Source organism: Janthinobacterium sp. C22 (assembly GCF_057919405.1).
Window position 1 is genome coordinate 4,548,580 of sequence record NZ_CP193659.1, and the last position, 15,738, is coordinate 4,564,317.

Genomic DNA, 15,738 nt, shown 5'->3' on the forward strand with positions numbered 1-15,738 from the left:
ACGTCACCTATGCAACGCGCGCACGGGCCGCAGTGGCCTGGCTGGCACGCGATGGTCCGCGGGTTGCATCCGTATCCACAGCGCCGACCCGGCACAACGTCATGGCTAATACGGGCGGCGTTTCAAGGAGAGTTTTAAAATTACCTATCGGCTTAAACAAGCTTTCATGCGACATGCTAGCGGCAAGCTGCTGCAAGGAGTCCACGCTCATTGCGGCCAGCGTCTCGGCGGAGGCAGTGTCGAGGTGAAAAGTGCAGCAAGTGGCAAGGGGGTCTTGCTTCAGACCCACCTGGATAGTGAGTAAGTAATTTAAGTTGAGGTACTGCACGTCCGTGTATCGAATCGCGTCTTCCATGGTCCACCCCGCTTTGCCCCGCTACGGCGGGGCGTGGTCATTCATCCGGTTTCCGCTGTGCACATCTGCCACGTCGGTCAACGAATGGGCGAAGTCATGGGTAAGAGGACCGCGCGCGACGGCAATAGCACATTAAAAAAGACTACTCCGCAAAATTTCAAAGGTCAATAGCAACTGCTAATCGAATAAAAATATTTATATGCATTTTAGCAAAATTTTACTAGAGGAAATGCGATTCCCAGCCTAAAATCAAACTCTACCCGATAAAAATCTACTCGTAACAACTGCTACAAATAATCTACAAATAAATCAAAGTCTCTCACTTTACCCCTGCATGGAGACAAAAATCGTGACAATAAGCAATAACATCCCGCTTACCAGAGAGGCCGTGCGCGAACTGGACATTGATATCGTCCCTGGTGTGCGGCAACGCCTCATTGCAGAACTCGACAGGCGGGGAATACATCCTGGACAACGCGAGCACTTCCTGAGCCAGATTACCGGCCGAGCCCTGCAAACAGTGGCGCGGTGGATCGATGAAGAAAAACCAGGTCTCCCCGATCTCAAATCCCTCGCCATTGTCTGCCTTCAGTTCGACATGGATGCGAACTGGATCCTGGGATTGACATCGCATCGTCTCCCGTTCCCCAAGCAACAACTATCGCCACGGGTTCAGGAACAGATGTACGGTGATGAAGAGCCCACCTTTGACTGGATCGGTCACATGCTCGGGCAAACCGCATCGTTCACCGGCCCCAATCAAGTAGGAGTGATGAAAGGAGATGACATGGCTCCGCTCATCCATGATGGCGCCCCATTTTTTTGATGCGACGGTCCATGAGGTGGAGGTCAACGGAATCTATCTATTGGATTACCAAGGCAGGCGCCTTGTGCGACACATTGAAATCATCGTGGGAGAAGGCCTATTACTTCGTTGCGAAAACCAACGCTACAACTCAACTCTTGTGAAAATATCAAAAGCAATGCTTACCCTGAAAATTGTAGGACGTGTTAAAGCCGCCATTAATATCAATCGTTTTTGACGTATCAAGACTCGCATCATGTTTCATTGAGCGAAATTCCCCGGTAGCCAAGCTACCGGGGGAACCCAATCGTCGTGGTGTTAGATTTCATGCCACGCTACTTTGCTTCAGCGACCTCGCTCCACTCCTTAAGCGAAAATTCGAGCATTTTTCCACCAAACTCCTCAAATTCAGTGGCGCGATCATAAGCATCCACTTCTTGCGAGTAGCCTGTCACCGCATTGAGCAAGCCGTAGCCGTTCAGCTGCTGTTCCGCAATCAAATGGCGTAATACGCCGGCACGCTCCGCCTCGTTCATTACGAAGCGATTCGCTAGCACCTCCACAGATTTCACCGGATCGCCCGTCAATGCGATGCCCATGGTCTTGCGCATCTTCTCCGATATCAGTTGAAAGGTCGTCTCCGATACAGCGGTCTGCACCATGTCCCGCGCTTTCAAAAAGATCGCGCGATCTTCGGCCTCGACTGTGTCATCTTGCAGTACGACGTCATCACCACACTCCAGTAAACGCCCAGCATGGTTTTTTCGCATCGAGCGCTCACAAGCGATGAGCCCGTTGCTGCATTTCAGCCGATAAATCAACGGGTCCACGCGCAGCCGCCCCACCCCGATCTCCGAATTACTGACGACGACGCCGGCCTGCAATATGTCTCCTGGCACGACCTCATGCGTCACCTCGGCACTCACGACCTTCAAATACATCTTGGTTTCGGTCAGCTCCACCGACTCAAAACGGGCACCGGGCAGTTTAAGCAAGATCGGTAAAATGCTGTGGGCCAAATCGATGTTGTCGAGCCGACGGAAGCGCGACGACAAGAATGCCCTGGCCCGACCCGCCATGGTCCGCACCATATAGCTATCTGTGGCATTGATTCTGAGCCACGCATTGATGTTGTCATCGAGCAGTTGGGTATCAAACGAACGCATGCGCTTGAAGTACGGCAACGGTATATCCAGTTTCCTTGCCAGCTGCGCGCAGGCAAAATCGTTCATCAGGTATCGCTTCTTGCCATAGGGTTCATCAATGACGAGATTGCACTGCCCTGCCGCCGTCGTCTCGCTTACCAGCTTCGTCGCCGGCACGATCATGTCCTTCTTGAGCGCTGCCTGCCGCTCAAGTTCGATGACGAGTTGTTCCAAAGGACGTCCTGTTTTCATCACAACCTCCATGAAAAAAGCGGGCGATGCAGCTCCCTGGCGGGAGTGCATCCCCGCAGGGTCAAGCACGCGGAATTCACTGACTTCCACGTGGGCGCACTATTGCGCCAACATGCGGCGCCCAAACGGCCACCGCGCCACATCTACTGTTTTGCTCTCGGGACTTCACGCCGCATGACGCGCGCGGTGTGAAATCTTCAGTAACACCTCGGCCCAATCGGCGCCAGCCGACTTCGGCACAAACACCTCGGCCGATCTCCCTGTCCTTCCTGCATGAGATTTCAGGTAGCGACGCGCAAGGCTATAAGCCGCAGCCTGCCCATCAAAAAATGCATTCGCATCGTTGTCAGCATAAATTCGTAGGCGTTTGACTGTTTCCGGAATCCATAGCTTTTCCAGGTTCCCGGCACTCATCCCCGCCCACACTGGCTGATGCGAACGTTTCATGACCGCCAGCGCGGTCTCGATGCCTTCACACACAGCCAATTCGTCTGAGGATGGCGCCAGACGAATGGCAGCGCCACCTATGCCAGCACACAGCAGCTTCTTGACCGCGCATTCGCGGGCCTTCTCGCCATTGCTCAAATACGTGCGATGCAACGACACCGTGCGCCCGCTCTTGTCCTGTACGCAGGCCACCATGGCAGGGTACCGCCGAACCACAACGGCTTGACCAGTGAGCACATTGCGCTCGTAGTAACCCAACGCAGGATGCATGCGCAGCGTCGATGGGTACCGCTCCAGGTTGATGCCCCGGTTCCACAAATACCTGTCCACTGCATCTCCGGGTGTCACTGGCACTGTTTCGGCCAGAATCCTCCGAATCAGGCCATCCCGTTCTGTACGCGAGTCCTGTGGCAGCGAGATCGCCTCCCTCGGCGCAGTCATACCAAGATGGCCTTCTACCCTGCTCAGCGCGTCAACAGCACTAAGCCCCAAGCAGCCCATTAGCAATTTAAATCCGCCACCGGCGCCGCAGCCACGGCAAACATAATTGCCGTGGCCAAACTTGTCCGTGTATTGAAACCGGTCTGTGCCGCCGCAATCACCCAATGGGCACGGCTGATTGCGTTGATTGAGCACTTTCGCGTCCACGCCCAGCGCCAGCAGAATTTCCGTCCATCGCCCAAACGCGCGCTGCTTAACCTGCTGAAAACGCGCGTTAAATTCCTCGTTTCTGATCATGTTGACCTCCCCAGGTCAGGCCCCAAGAAAATTTGCCTTCGCACGGGTAGGCTACGCGGCGTGCGAACAGCCACCCGTGATCCATGGCAACGCCAACTTCCCCAGACAGCAGTTCGCTTACAGTAATGGACATCGCTCTCCTATCCGGACGGCCACGCTGTGGATCAACCTGAAAACCACCCGGCACTAAGGACAAGCGTATTGACCGCAGTTCTTGACCGAGGTAAAAAACACGACCTGCCTTCCCCACAACAATCTCGCTTTCCTTGATTCTGTAAATCAACTCGTCGATGTCCCGTACCCGACAGAAGCGAACGGAAGGGAATGCAGCGGTAATGAAGGCATCAAGCATGGCGCCCTCCCTTCGTATTTACCTGGCGTCCAGACTTACCGCCATGGCCACTCAAATATTCCTCACCGTCCTCTGCAATCAGCGATGCAAAAAGATCGGACTGATGGAGCTTGATCTGCTCATTCATCCATTGTGGATTTTTGAATAAGTTCTCGGAAATCCAGTCTGGCTTTGTCAGTACCGCTTGGCGGGCCCACTCGGGGTAGTCCTGCAGCGCAGTCATAAACCAACGGCACAACTGCGAACCAATCCAATCGCGCACCTCCTGCGCATCGATGGCGCCGATGAATGGCAGCTGCGACAACGGACTGCCGCTCACCACCTTCATGCAATTGACGAAGGAAAACGGCTGCCTATCACGAACCGGATCCGTAAACACCCAACGGACCAATTCAAATTTCTCATCCAGTGGCGTGCGCGGGTCGCTGAGCAAACTTACTTTGCGCAATAGCCACCAGTGCAATGCCACCAGCTCCTCTTCTGAAAATTCAATCGCGTCATCATTCGTTTCGCGCGCGGGTACCTTGCTCACAGGTGCGCGCGGCGCGGCGCGATGGAAGGAAGTGTCCCTATCCTGGGGGACGCGACAATAGTTGATCTGAGATCTGCTCATGATTGCCTCGCACAAGAAAAAGAGACGAGGCAAGTCCCTCCCGGGATGCATCGTCCCAAAGGGGGAAATAGATCATCCGGTTGCTGCGACGCACCGGAACTTCAATTGACTGGCTTGATACTGTCGGCTGATGCCGTTTCGGCGGGGATGCCAGCTACCGTCCTGAAAACGCATGCAAAGTGCTTTGACGTAACGGCGCGGTGCGCGTGGCGCGTCAAAACACTCTCGTTATTCAGGAACACGGACGTCACGCCTGGAAACAGGAGACGGTCCAATCGGTGCTGCGGCGCGCTGGGCGCAATTGATCAGGCTTGCCAGACGATGCAGGGCTAGCTGCTGCGATATAACTTTAGGTCGCCCTCCCCGGGCTGTCAACACAGGTTCGACGAAAAATGCTTCCGGCAAATCCACCGGCACCGGGATCACGCAGTGGCGTACGCATCCATACATGTATCGACGTACCCGAATGGCGAACACAGTACCCGCAAATACGCTTGCAAAGCTCCGCGCATTCCTCTTGAATCAACAGGATGGTGAGTACACCATGTTATGTAGCCCAATGGGCATTTTCGAGGACATCACCATGAACTACCCAGCTCCCACCCATTTAATCGTCACGCGTGATTATGGCGAAACCAACAGGAAGTTGCTGGCCAAAGAGGCCGCCGCCGATCTGACACGCGTCGAATCAGCGAGCCGCAAGGTCAATATCTCGCTCGCCAGTCCGGAAGGCAAGCGTTTGTACTTGCGCTGCTTCTACGTATCACAAGCGAATTTCCATTTTATTTCCGTCTTTGCCAGGATGAAATTACCAGCCGAGGATGTCGATCAAGTGGAGCAGGAATTGCGCACCATGCTTGACGCGCGCATTGCCCTTGCCAACCAGCGGATCGTCGCCTTCGAGAAACTATGCCATCAACATGGCATCCACGAACTGGCCAGCTACGACATCGAACCTCTCGCCCTCGAAGCAAAAGTCTTTTCCATGTTTGGCCGGCGTTTACTGGAATTGATCAGCAAAGTCGACCAGCTCATGCCCATGCTCGAAACCTTGTGCATTGACGAGGTGCTCTCGACAAGCCAGCTCATCACCGAAAAATCGCAGATCAAGAAAACCGTACGAGCGGTCACCGCTACCACGCGCGCGCTATCCCTCGGCCTGCTCAAACGCATCAATGCACTGCCAGCATCCGAGCGCAAGCCCACCGCACCGAGCAGCCTCCCCTCCCAGGGCGATGATTCAGCCACCTTTCCAGCGTTCACCGGAGTGACGCAACGAGCAGACCATCCGGCACCAAATCCGGCCCCTGAGCAGGTTTTAAGCACTCCAGTCGCCCCATTCAGCGAAGAGGTTCCGGCAAGTCCCTGACGAGCCTTACAAGCCTTCCTACCCGCATCCCGGATAGGAAGTCTATCCCCCAACCAACCGGCACGGAGGAAGCCATGTGCCTTAAGATGTTACTCTGCAGTGAAGCGCCTGCGGCACCGGCATGGTGCCTAGCAGCGATGGAAGTCGCATTTGGTCGGTCCTATCGGGTGGAGCCAAGAGGCGACAGCATGTTGGCTCTGGAGACGCCGCAACGACACAGCGGCATAGCAATCATGGTGATTGAGCAGGCAACCAGGTTCGACCCGCATGATGTCCGGCGCCTGATCGAATGGTGCCATGTCCACGACAAGGTGTTGTTGGCATGCGGAGTGTTAACGGAGGACGAGCGGGAATCCTACGGATTGAACCATTGCATCGAATTGGATGTCATTGCCACACATGCACCGCTCTGTATTCAATGGACTTCCTGCGCCGGCACGCTTCACCTTTTCGAAGAGATGTTCGTGCCAACGCTGAAAGCCGTCCAGCGCACTTCTCATCTCTATTGCTCCGGGCTACGATGCCAGCACCATCGCAGTAGAGACACAACAGGAACGCAGCGGACATGGACACCTCGCCAGGGTCCTGAGCGCAGGAAATGTCTCACAGGCCGTTCCCATGCCATCTCTTTTCCACAGGGTGACAATCCATCGGCCACACGCCACTAACAGCGGCCACCGCGCCTTCACGCAATTGCCGTGAAATACCACCGAAATATGCCGGTTTTCAACTTGATGCCCAGGATCAGCGCGGCCACCATGGAGCAGGATGATTCGTCATCCGTCATCGATCATGGAGACAGCTCATCATGAAATATATACCCCCTTCGAACCATTCGCCGTTTACCAACTTGATGCACCCTGCCATTGGCCTGCGAGCATTTGCCGGCAATCTCAAACGCCAGCGTCGGTCTAGCCCGAAAACCGGCCGCTCTCCTCGCGCAGTACGTGTCTTGACCGAGAGCGAACTCAATGTACCTGGCCGGGTTCTCATTAAACGCCGCCAGCTCTTACAAAAAGTGCCGCTATGCGAGCGCACTATCCTAAACCTTGAAAAAAGCGGGCAATTTCCCCGGCGTTTTACTATTACCTCGCGCCTAGTTGCCTGGGACCTCAACGAGGTGGATGCATGGATCGCCGAACAGCAGACGGCCGCACGTCTGCCTGGCGTGCCGCAGGCACACCCAGTGCCACGCAGCCCTTCCAGGTAACACCCTAATCTCTCTGCGTTGTCCAGGCGTCGATCATGTCTGCCCACTCCTGCAGCATGGTCCGGCGCTGAACCGCGTATTCAGCCTTGTTGTAGACGGCTCGCACGCCCCTCTGCTCGTGGGCGAGACATTTTTCGATCCAATCGGTGTTGTAGCCGGCTTCGTGCAGCAGGGTCGATGCTGTTCGCCGTAAATCGTGCGGCGAAAAATCGGCCAGTTGTTTCCCACAGTCTCGTGCCGTGGCACAGACTGACACCAGGATGCGATTGAGCGAAGCACCATTCATCGGCACATCAGGGTCATATCGCGATGGCAAAATGTAAGGGGACGTACCAGCACAGGTGCGTAGCGCGACGAACATATCGAGCGCCTGGCGTGACAGATAGACGTTGTGGGGGTTGCGACGCTTCATCCGCCTGGCCGGAATGGTCCATAGAGCATCGGTAAAATTCACCTCACTCCATGTTGCGTCCGTCAGTTCGGATTTGCGCACCATGGTGAGTAATAGTAATTTGCAAGCCAGACGCAAGGTCGGCGCGCACTGCACGTATTCGATATGTTCGTAGAACAGCGCGATCTCTTCGGCACCCAACGCGCGGTCGCGCGGCTCAAATACGGCAATGGATGAGGGAGCAACCAGATCCGCAGGGTTTTCAACCTTCTGTCCTCTTTGTTCTGCGTACTTAAAGACCAGTTTCACGATATCGCGCACATGCACGGCCGTCGCGGGGGCGCCACGTGCGAGGATGGCGTCGCATACGGAACGCAACTCGTTGTGCGTAATCTCATGCAACAGGAGACTGCCAAAGGGGCGTTTCAGATCGCGTTCGTACACCGAGCGCCGCATATCCCGCGTCGACTCCGCCATTTTGTACTTTAATAACCAACGTTCGGCCCACACACTAAAAGGCTCTCCATCGGCCAACTGATTGCGCAATTGGGCTTTGAGCCGCGACGGGGACTTGCCTTCCGATTGCGCTTTCTTGGCGTCCTGCAGGCGCTCCCTCGCGTCTTGCAAACTCAAGCCACCGGCGCCGTACCGTCCAAGCACCAAGGTTTCGTATCGGCCATTGACGCGGTAGTTATAGCGAAACGAGATCGTGCCACTGGGAAGGACCGTTGCATACATTCCATCACGATCCGGCACCTTGTAGGCTTTTTCAGCTGGTTTCAGATTTTTCAATTTTGTATCGGTCAGCATGGGCACCTCCCATTCATTCACAAGTCTGTACCGGCACCGGGCGCATTTCAAACAATCAATCACTGCGTACGAAAAAAGTGATATCCACTGCCACTCGCGAGGCCTAGATACCCTCGCCCCGACGAGCTTCCCCGGAACCTAAAATTAACTTTAAAATCAATGACTTGGCATAAAAAATACCCTCATTGATACCCTCGCGGTGGAAATGGACAGTAAGAACCAAATGTTAAATATTCCCCACGACAATTTGAGTCCCCTTAAAAATACCCACAAAAAAACGTGCTTGGCTCTGCCATGGGTTGCTTGCGTTTGCCAGACAAAATAAAAAAAGCCCCTGAAAAATCAGGGGCTTAGCTGTTGCATTGACCCGGCGTTACCTTACGGTGCCGGACGGGAGATTATTCCCACTCGATGGTCGCCGGCGGCTTGCCCGAAATATCGTAGACGACGCGGTTGATGCCGCGCACTTCATTGATGATGCGGTTCGACACCTTGCCCAGCAGGCTGTGCGGCAGGTGCGCCCAATGCGCCGTCATGAAGTCCTGCGTCTGCACGGCGCGCAGGGCCACCACGTATTCGTAGGTGCGGCCGTCGCCCATCACGCCCACCGATTTGACGGGCAGGAAGACGGCAAAAGCCTGGCTCGTCGCTTCGTACCAGTTGGTCGGCACGCTATCCTGGTCGAAGCCAGGCACCACCACCGGTTCATACGGCGTATTGCGCAGTTCTTCGATGAAGATGGCGTCGGCGCGGCGCAGCAGGTCGGCGTAGTCTTTCTTGACTTCGCCGAGGATGCGCACGCCCAGGCCCGGGCCCGGGAACGGGTGGCGGTAGACCATGTCATGCGGCAAGCCCAGGGCCACGCCCAGTTTGCGCACTTCGTCCTTGAACAGTTCGCGCAACGGTTCGAGCAGCTTGAGCTTCATGGTGTCCGGCAAGCCGCCCACGTTGTGGTGGCTCTTGATGGTCTGGCCCTTCTTGCCCTTGCCGGCCGATTCGATGACGTCCGGGTAGATCGTGCCTTGCGCCAGCCATTTGGCATTGACCAGCTTGCCGGATTCCACCTGGAAGACTTCGACGAATTCGCGGCCGATGATCTTGCGCTTCTGCTCGGGGTCGGTGACGCCGGCCAAGTGGCCCATGAACTGGTCTTCCGCATCGACGCGGATGACTTTCACGCCCAGGTTCTTGGCGAACATGTCCATCACCATCTTGCCTTCGTCCAGGCGCAGCAGGCCGTGGTCGACGAAGACGCAGGTCAGCTGGTCACCGATGGCGCGGTGGATCAGGGCAGCGGCCACGGACGAATCGACACCGCCGGACAAGCCCAGGATGACTTCATCGGTACCGACTTGCGCGCGGATCTTTTCCACCGCTTCGCTGATGTAGTCAGGCATGTTCCAGTCCGACTTGCAGCCGCAGATCTCATGCACGAAACGGCCGATCATGGCCTTGCCCTGCACCGTGTGCGTCACTTCCGGATGGAATTGCACGCCGTAGAACTGGCGCTCTTCATCGGCCATGGCGGCGATCGGGCAGCTTGGGGTGTTGCCCATCAGTTTGAAGCCTGGCGGCATTTCCAGCACCTTGTCGCCATGGCTCATCCACACTTTCAGCATGCCGTGGCCTTCGTCGGTGACAAAGTCGGCAATACCGTTGAGCAATTTGGTGTGGCTGCGGGCGCGCACTTCGGCGTAGCCGAATTCGCGTACCAGGCCGTTTTCCACCTTGCCGCCCAGCTGGGCCGCCATGGTTTGCATGCCGTAGCAGATGCCCAGCACGGGCACGCCCAGCTCGAACACGGCTTGCGGCGCGCGCGGCGAATCGCCGTCCAGCGTGGAGTTGTGGCTGCCCGACAGGATCACGCCGGCGGCGCCATAGTTGCGCACGAATTCGTCGCTGACGTCATACGGGAAGACTTCGGAAAACACGCCGGAATCGCGCACGCGGCGGGCGATCAACTGGGTGACTTGGGAACCGAAATCGAGAATGAGGATTTTAGAATGCATGATGGGGACTTTATCTGAGGTCATTACAAAACCGGCGCACTAGGCGCCGGTCTGGTCTGTCGCTACCACAATAGCGTAGCTGGAAAACTGTTCAGGGCAAGGCGCAGTGCCGAAGACAGTACGAATAGTACGGCGAGGCACTGGAACGCAGTCATGGACAGTTTCTCCAGTACGCTTACTCTGAACGGTAGTTAGGGGCTTCTTTGGTAATCTGCACATCATGGACATGCGACTCGCGCATGCCGGCCGAGGTGATTTCCACGAATTCTGCCTTTTCGCGCAGTTCGTCGATGGTGGCGCAACCGCAGTAACCCATCGATTGACGCACGCCGCCCACCAGCTGGAAGATGATCGCCAGCACGCTGCCCTTGTAGGCCACGCGGCCTTCGATACCTTCAGGCACGAACTTGTCGGCCTTCATGGTGGCATCCTGGAAATAGCGGTCGGCCGAACCATCGGACATCGCGCCCAGCGAACCCATGCCGCGGTACGATTTGTAGCTGCGGCCCTGGTACAGGATCACTTCGCCCGGTGCTTCTTCCGTACCGGCAAACATGGAACCCATCATGACGGTCGAGGCGCCGGCTGCCAGCGCTTTCGAGATATCGCCCGAGAAGCGGATGCCGCCGTCGGCGATACATGGCACGCCCGTGCCGGCCAAAGCTTCGGCAACGTTCGAGATGGCGGTGATTTGCGGCACGCCCACACCGGCGACGATACGCGTGGTGCAGATCGAACCAGGACCGATGCCGACCTTGACCGCATCGGCGCCGTATTCCACCAGCGCCTTGGCGGCGGCGGCGGTAGCGATGTTGCCGCCAATCACTTCCACTTGCGGGTACTTGGTCTTGATCCAGCGTACGCGATCGAGAATGCCTTGCGAGTGGCCGTGGGCCGTGTCGACCACCAGCACGTCGACGCCGGCGGCGACCAGCAGGTCGATGCGCTCTTCATCCTTGGCGCCCACGCCGACGGCAGCGCCGACCAGCAGTTTGCCCTGGCTGTCTTTCGACGCGAACGGGTGGGAAGTCGACTTCTGGATATCCTTGACGGTGATCAGGCCGCGCAGTTCAAACGCGTCGTTGACGACCAGCACGCGCTCGAGGCGGTGCTTGTTCATCAGGCGCTTGGCTTCGGCCGTATCGGCGTCTTCCTTGACGACCACCAGCTTTTCGCGCGGGGTCATCTTGGCGGAAGCTTCCGCGTCGAGTTCCTGCTCAAAGCGCAAATCGCGGTTGGTGATGATGCCGACGACTTCCTTGCCTTTGACGACAGGGAAACCGCTGATGCCGTATTGTTCCGTCAGGGCGATCACGTCGCGGATTTTCATGTCCGGCGGAATCGTGATCGGATCGCGCAGCACGCCAGCTTCGAAACGTTTTACGCGGGCCACTTCACGTGCCTGGTCCTTCGGATTCAAATTCTTGTGGATGATGCCGATGCCGCCTTCCTGGGCCATCGCGATCGCCAGACGGGCTTCCGTCACCGTATCCATGGCTGCGGACAGCAAGGGAATATTCAGGGTGATATTGCGGGTCAGGCGAGTTTTGAGGGACGTATCGGCGGGCAGAACGTTGGAGTAGGCTGGGACGAGCAGCACGTCATCGAATGTGAGTGCTTTTTGAAGTAGACGCATAGCATTTCCTATTGGCGCAAAAGCAGATTATACAGAAAAAAGCGCCCTCCGTCCTTGCAGCATAGAAAAGATATTTAAAAATGGCAAAAAAATGACCCTCGCCATGCAGCGGCCAGGCAAGCACCGCCCTCAGGCCTTGGCGGGCTTGCTGCCAGCGCGGCGCCGGCGCGCTTCTTTCGGGTCCGCCTGCAGGGGACGATACACCTCCACCCGGTCATGCTCGTGCAATACGGTATCCAAAGGCTTCTTCTTGCCATAGATGCCCACCATATTGATGGCCAGGTCGATGCCGGGGATGGCCTGCAGCAAGCCGCTCTGCGTCACCGCCTGTTCGATGGTGGTGCCGGCGGGCACCGTCAAGGTACGCAGGAAGCTGCTATCCGGCAAGGCGTAACAGACTTGCACCTGAATGCTGGCCTCAGCCATACACGGTCTCCGCGCGCTTGCAAAAGGAATCGACCATGCTGTTGGCGATCATGCCGAAGACGGGGCCAATGATCTGCTCCAGCACGCGGCTGGAAAATTCGTAGTGCAGGTCCAGTTCGATCTTGCAGGCATCTTCGCGCAGAGCCTTGAAGGTCCACACGCCGTCGAGGGTCTTGAAAGGACCGTCCACCAGCTTCATCTTGATGGAAGTCGGCGGCACGTTCTCGTTGGACGTGGTGAAGCTTTGACGCACGCCGTGGTAATGTATGCCCACGCTGGCGACAACCGTGTTCTCGCCCCGCTCGCGAATCTCGACCGCACCGCACCAGGGCAGGAATTTGGGATAATCCTCCACCGCCGCCACCAGCGCGAACATTTGTTCGGCGCTATAGCCGAGAAAAACTGATTTATGTACTACTGCCATTGAAGAACCATTTGCTATGATGTTGGATACATTTGATTTTATCGCGCTTGCGCGAGACAGTAGTTTAACCGACCCGCGCACATTTACCATCTCATGACCATAGCAGACAACAGAAAAGCCTTCCACGACTACTTTATCGAGGATCGCTACGAAGCGGGCATCGTACTGGAAGGCTGGGAAGTCAAAGCCATCCGCGACGCCCGCGTACAAATCAAGGAAGCCTACGTCGTCGTCCGCGGCGATGAACTCTTCCTGTTCGGCGCGCATATCAGCGCCCTGCCGACCGCCTCCACCCACATCCACCCGGAAGCGGTGCGCACGCGCAAGCTGCTGCTGCACCGCGCGGAAATGGATAAGCTGATCGGCAAGGTGGAACGCTCGGGCTACACCCTGGTGCCGCTCAACCTGCACTACAAAGGCGGCCGCGTGAAATGCGAAATCGGTCTGGCCAAAGGCAAGAAACAGCACGACAAGCGGGCGGCGGAACGCGACCGCGATGGCGCGCGCGAAGTACAGGCGGCAATGAAGTCGCACCGCCGCTGATCCGGCACTGCGCGCAGCATGCTGCGCCGATACCAGCAAGCCCGGCTATATGCCGGGTTTTATTTTGCCGATTGCCTGCGGCCAGCGGAAAAACTCAGCGCGAGGGGAATAAAACAGGGAAAGAAAGAGATATAGCGGGAGAAAGACTGGTATTGGCGAAAATACCGTGGAAATACGGCTATATGCATCAGCTTGGCCTGCCTGGCCCAAGACAACAGTAAAGTTCCGGATGCTTGCGTGCTGCCTGGTATTACCCCTGCACGACTCCACAGGACAAGCATCCGAATGAACGGTTTTTTACGCCTTCAGAATCAAACCTTCAGCAGATCACGCGACTTGCCCGAATCGGTCCACTCCTTGACCCATTTCGGTTGACGGCCACGGCCAGTCCATTGCTGCGTCGCGTCGTCCGGATTGCGATAGCGTACGGCAACCGTGCCGGTTTTAGCGCGGATGCCCGTACCAACCAGGTCTTTTACGGAAACGCCGACGCTCTGGGCAATCGCCAGGATTTGTTCGCGCGCCTTGGACAGATCGTCCTGTTCGCGTTTCTTCATTTGCTTCTTGATGTCGTCCTGCAAGGTGCGCAGTTCGGACAGGGATAAGCTGGACAGATCCATGATATTTCCTTGTGTGAGTTGAAAAATATAACTGAACAGTTAAATTCTATCCAATTGTAACGCGACTGAGGTGATTTTTTCTAAAGATTTGATTGTTTTTTACAATTCTTTTACCAAAAAACCGACTTCCCCGGCTTTCAAGCGATGTAAATCATCAATCAAGGAGGGAACAGCGCACATGAACCGTCTGCGCAAGTACCTCTACCCCTGCCTGGTGCGGTGGCGATGCAATACAGCGCCATCGGCCGCATTTATTCTGCAGTAATTTTTGTTTCATTGCAATTTATAGTAATTCTAAATAACAATTCAAAAATAGACATGGGCCAATACTATCGCCCATCGCCCATCGCATCAAACCCGATCCCGACATCCGCACCGGACATCGGCGCAATCATCACCATGCATGCGCGGCAGATTTTACGCCATTCAAAGAAATCAGCGCCGCACGACAGCACATAATCCCGAAAGTGCGCACAGCATAGCATGAAGAAAATATTTTCAGCGTTACGCATTCACCTGCAGATACTCCTTCCCGGCTGCTGCCAGATAATCATGGCGGCGCAAATGCAAACTGCCCGCTATACAGCGGGCAGTTTGGACAACAAACATGCTACGGATTTGCTATTCACCCAAGCGGCAGGCAATCAAGGAATGGCCACGCCGCTTTTCGGTTTCTGCGTTTTTACCACCTGCATCGCCGTAGCGATCAAACCGCTCATATCGCCCAGATTGGCCGGTACGATAATCGAGTTATTCGTTTTCGCCAATTGCGCGAAGGCGCCCACATACTGCTCGGCCACTTTCAGGTTGACGGCATCTTCACCGCCGGGCTCGCGGATGGCGGCGCCCACCTGGCGCAACGCTTCGGCGCTGGCCTGCGCCAGCGCGACGATGGCCGTGGCCTGGCCCTCGGCGCGGTTGATCGATGCCTGCTTCTCGCCTTCCGAACGGGCAATATTCGCTTCCCGCTCGCCGCTGGCGATATTGATCTGCTCCTGCTTGCGCCCTTCCGAGGCGGCAATCAGCGCGCGCTTTTCGCGCTCGGCCGTAATCTGCGCCTGCATCGCATGCAAAATTTCCTTGGGCGGCGTCAAATCCTTGATTTCATAGCGCAATACCTTGACGCCCCAATTCGCCGCCGATTCATCGATGGCATTCACGATGGCCGTATTGATATGGTCGCGCTCTTCAAATGTCTTGTCGAGTTCCATTTTACCGATCACCGAACGCAAGGTCGTTTGCGCCAGTTGCGTAATGGCGGCAATATAATTCGACGAGCCGTATGAAGCACGCATCGCATCGGTAATCTGGAAATACAGAATACCATCCACCTGCAATTGCGTATTGTCACGCGTAATGCACACCTGCGGCGGCACGTCGAGTGGAATCTCCTTAAGCACGTGCTTGTAAGCGATACGATCAACAAAAGGCACGACAATATTCAGGCCAGGCCCCAATACCGCATGGAACTTACCCAAACGTTCCACCACCCACGCATGCTGCTGCGGCACCACATTGACCGTCTTGAAGACAAATACCAACGCCAGCAATAACAAGATCAGCGACATGCTTCCGATACTTACTTCCATAATC

Annotated in this window: 18 protein-coding genes; 5 read left to right on the forward strand and 13 right to left on the reverse strand. The window is 56.1% G+C overall.

Translation table 11 applies throughout. From position 1 onward, the window contains the following. Positions 1-7: 7 nt before the first annotated feature. Entirely contained in the window at positions 8-355 is a 348-nt protein-coding gene (locus tag ACRHIG_RS21265; protein WP_489627820.1) for a flagellar transcriptional regulator FlhD, read from the reverse strand. A 388-nt stretch (positions 356-743) separates the two neighbouring features. On the opposite strand from ACRHIG_RS21265, the gene ACRHIG_RS21270 reads away from it, so the two are divergent. Together ACRHIG_RS21270 and ACRHIG_RS21275 are read left to right on the forward strand one after the other, a co-directional pair. Next, positions 744-1,181, forward strand: a complete 438-nt coding sequence (locus tag ACRHIG_RS21270; protein WP_489627821.1) for a hypothetical protein — start codon at positions 744-746, stop codon at positions 1,179-1,181. Then, a complete protein-coding gene (locus ACRHIG_RS21275; protein WP_489627822.1) occupies positions 1,159-1,398 on the forward strand; it encodes a hypothetical protein in 240 nt (79 codons plus the stop codon). The genes ACRHIG_RS21270 and ACRHIG_RS21275 overlap by 23 nt, the downstream gene beginning before the upstream one ends. Positions 1,399-1,495: 97 nt before the next feature. Here ACRHIG_RS21275 and ACRHIG_RS21280 read toward each other — a convergent pair whose 3' ends face one another. The 4 genes from ACRHIG_RS21280 to ACRHIG_RS21295 form a co-directional block, all read right to left on the reverse strand. Beyond that, entirely contained in the window at positions 1,496-2,647 is a 1,152-nt protein-coding gene (locus ACRHIG_RS21280) for a DUF932 domain-containing protein (protein ID WP_489627823.1), read from the reverse strand. 75 nt (positions 2,648-2,722) lie between these two features. Continuing rightward, complete coding sequence (locus tag ACRHIG_RS21285; RefSeq protein ID WP_489627824.1) at positions 2,723-3,742, reverse strand: DUF7146 domain-containing protein; 1,020 nt, start codon at positions 3,740-3,742, stop codon at positions 2,723-2,725. Then, positions 3,720-4,094: a hypothetical protein gene (locus ACRHIG_RS21290; protein ID WP_489627825.1), complete on the reverse strand. Its 375-nt coding sequence runs from the start codon at positions 4,092-4,094 to the stop codon at positions 3,720-3,722. The genes ACRHIG_RS21285 and ACRHIG_RS21290 overlap by 23 nt, the downstream gene beginning before the upstream one ends. Beyond that, positions 4,087-4,626: a hypothetical protein gene (locus ACRHIG_RS21295; RefSeq protein WP_489627826.1), complete on the reverse strand. Its 540-nt coding sequence runs from the start codon at positions 4,624-4,626 to the stop codon at positions 4,087-4,089. Before ACRHIG_RS21295 ends, ACRHIG_RS21290 begins: the two co-directional genes overlap by 8 nt. Before the next feature lie 664 nt (positions 4,627-5,290). Here ACRHIG_RS21295 and ACRHIG_RS21300 point away from each other — a divergent pair. Both ACRHIG_RS21300 and ACRHIG_RS21305 read left to right on the forward strand, forming a co-directional pair. Beyond that, entirely contained in the window at positions 5,291-6,076 is a 786-nt protein-coding gene (locus tag ACRHIG_RS21300) for a DUF1845 domain-containing protein (RefSeq protein WP_489627827.1), read from the forward strand. 808 nt (positions 6,077-6,884) lie between these two features. After that, positions 6,885-7,286, forward strand: coding sequence for a helix-turn-helix transcriptional regulator (locus ACRHIG_RS21305; RefSeq protein ID WP_489627828.1), 402 nt, complete (start codon positions 6,885-6,887; stop codon positions 7,284-7,286). 4 nt (positions 7,287-7,290) lie between these two features. Here ACRHIG_RS21305 and ACRHIG_RS21310 read toward each other — a convergent pair whose 3' ends face one another. From ACRHIG_RS21310 to ACRHIG_RS21330, 5 genes are all read right to left on the reverse strand, one after another. After that, the gene (locus ACRHIG_RS21310) at positions 7,291-8,487 is read right to left on the reverse strand and encodes a tyrosine-type recombinase/integrase (RefSeq protein WP_489627829.1); all 1,197 of its coding nucleotides are present in this window, start codon (positions 8,485-8,487) and stop codon (positions 7,291-7,293) included. Positions 8,488-8,885: 398 nt separating this feature from the next. Further along, the gene (guaA, locus tag ACRHIG_RS21315) at positions 8,886-10,496 is read right to left on the reverse strand and encodes a glutamine-hydrolyzing GMP synthase (protein WP_489627830.1); all 1,611 of its coding nucleotides are present in this window, start codon (positions 10,494-10,496) and stop codon (positions 8,886-8,888) included. Positions 10,497-10,671: 175 nt separating this feature from the next. Next, a complete protein-coding gene (guaB, locus tag ACRHIG_RS21320; RefSeq protein ID WP_475414226.1) occupies positions 10,672-12,132 on the reverse strand; it encodes an IMP dehydrogenase in 1,461 nt (486 codons plus the stop codon). A 129-nt stretch (positions 12,133-12,261) separates the two neighbouring features. Beyond that, positions 12,262-12,558, reverse strand: coding sequence for an RnfH family protein (locus tag ACRHIG_RS21325; RefSeq protein ID WP_475414227.1), 297 nt, complete (start codon positions 12,556-12,558; stop codon positions 12,262-12,264). Beyond that, on the reverse strand, positions 12,551-12,982 hold the full coding sequence (locus tag ACRHIG_RS21330; protein WP_035818194.1) for a type II toxin-antitoxin system RatA family toxin: 432 nt from the start codon (positions 12,980-12,982) through the stop codon (positions 12,551-12,553). Before ACRHIG_RS21330 ends, ACRHIG_RS21325 begins: the two co-directional genes overlap by 8 nt. Positions 12,983-13,075: 93 nt before the next feature. Between ACRHIG_RS21330 and smpB the strand changes: the two genes are divergently transcribed. After that, a complete protein-coding gene (smpB, locus tag ACRHIG_RS21335) occupies positions 13,076-13,525 on the forward strand; it encodes an SsrA-binding protein SmpB (RefSeq protein ID WP_034784131.1) in 450 nt (149 codons plus the stop codon). Positions 13,526-13,836: 311 nt separating this feature from the next. Here smpB and ACRHIG_RS21340 read toward each other — a convergent pair whose 3' ends face one another. The 3 genes from ACRHIG_RS21340 to ACRHIG_RS21350 form a co-directional block, all read right to left on the reverse strand. Continuing rightward, a complete protein-coding gene (locus ACRHIG_RS21340; RefSeq protein ID WP_010397665.1) occupies positions 13,837-14,145 on the reverse strand; it encodes an H-NS histone family protein in 309 nt (102 codons plus the stop codon). A 329-nt stretch (positions 14,146-14,474) separates the two neighbouring features. Next, positions 14,475-14,657, reverse strand: a complete 183-nt coding sequence (locus tag ACRHIG_RS21345; RefSeq protein WP_475414228.1) for a hypothetical protein — start codon at positions 14,655-14,657, stop codon at positions 14,475-14,477. 132 nt (positions 14,658-14,789) lie between these two features. Beyond that, entirely contained in the window at positions 14,790-15,734 is a 945-nt protein-coding gene (locus ACRHIG_RS21350) for an SPFH domain-containing protein (RefSeq protein ID WP_326458630.1), read from the reverse strand. Positions 15,735-15,738 lie beyond the last annotated feature (4 nt).

What these genes read in the sequence shown, in the direction of transcription:
- ACRHIG_RS21300 (WP_489627827.1), top strand. Translation starts at nt 5,291, where the DNA reads ATGAACTACCCAGCTCCCACCCATTTAATCGTCACGCGTGATTATGGC.
- guaB (WP_475414226.1), bottom strand. Translation starts at nt 12,132, where the DNA reads ATGCGTCTACTTCAAAAAGCACTCACATTCGATGACGTGCTGCTCGTC.
- ACRHIG_RS21305 (WP_489627828.1), top strand. Translation starts at nt 6,885, where the DNA reads ATGAAATATATACCCCCTTCGAACCATTCGCCGTTTACCAACTTGATG.
- ACRHIG_RS21330 (WP_035818194.1), bottom strand. Translation starts at nt 12,982, where the DNA reads ATGGCAGTAGTACATAAATCAGTTTTTCTCGGCTATAGCGCCGAACAA.
- ACRHIG_RS21310 (WP_489627829.1), bottom strand. Translation starts at nt 8,487, where the DNA reads ATGCTGACCGATACAAAATTGAAAAATCTGAAACCAGCTGAAAAAGCC.
- ACRHIG_RS21340 (WP_010397665.1), bottom strand. Translation starts at nt 14,145, where the DNA reads ATGGATCTGTCCAGCTTATCCCTGTCCGAACTGCGCACCTTGCAGGAC.
- ACRHIG_RS21325 (WP_475414227.1), bottom strand. Translation starts at nt 12,558, where the DNA reads ATGGCTGAGGCCAGCATTCAGGTGCAAGTCTGTTACGCCTTGCCGGAT.
- guaA (WP_489627830.1), bottom strand. Translation starts at nt 10,496, where the DNA reads ATGCATTCTAAAATCCTCATTCTCGATTTCGGTTCCCAAGTCACCCAG.
- ACRHIG_RS21290 (WP_489627825.1), bottom strand. Translation starts at nt 4,094, where the DNA reads ATGCTTGATGCCTTCATTACCGCTGCATTCCCTTCCGTTCGCTTCTGT.
- ACRHIG_RS21265 (WP_489627820.1), bottom strand. Translation starts at nt 355, where the DNA reads ATGGAAGACGCGATTCGATACACGGACGTGCAGTACCTCAACTTAAAT.
- ACRHIG_RS21345 (WP_475414228.1), bottom strand. Translation starts at nt 14,657, where the DNA reads ATGCGTAACGCTGAAAATATTTTCTTCATGCTATGCTGTGCGCACTTT.
- ACRHIG_RS21275 (WP_489627822.1), top strand. Translation starts at nt 1,159, where the DNA reads ATGATGGCGCCCCATTTTTTTGATGCGACGGTCCATGAGGTGGAGGTC.
- smpB (WP_034784131.1), top strand. Translation starts at nt 13,076, where the DNA reads ATGACCATAGCAGACAACAGAAAAGCCTTCCACGACTACTTTATCGAG.
- ACRHIG_RS21285 (WP_489627824.1), bottom strand. Translation starts at nt 3,742, where the DNA reads ATGATCAGAAACGAGGAATTTAACGCGCGTTTTCAGCAGGTTAAGCAG.
- ACRHIG_RS21350 (WP_326458630.1), bottom strand. Translation starts at nt 15,734, where the DNA reads ATGGAAGTAAGTATCGGAAGCATGTCGCTGATCTTGTTATTGCTGGCG.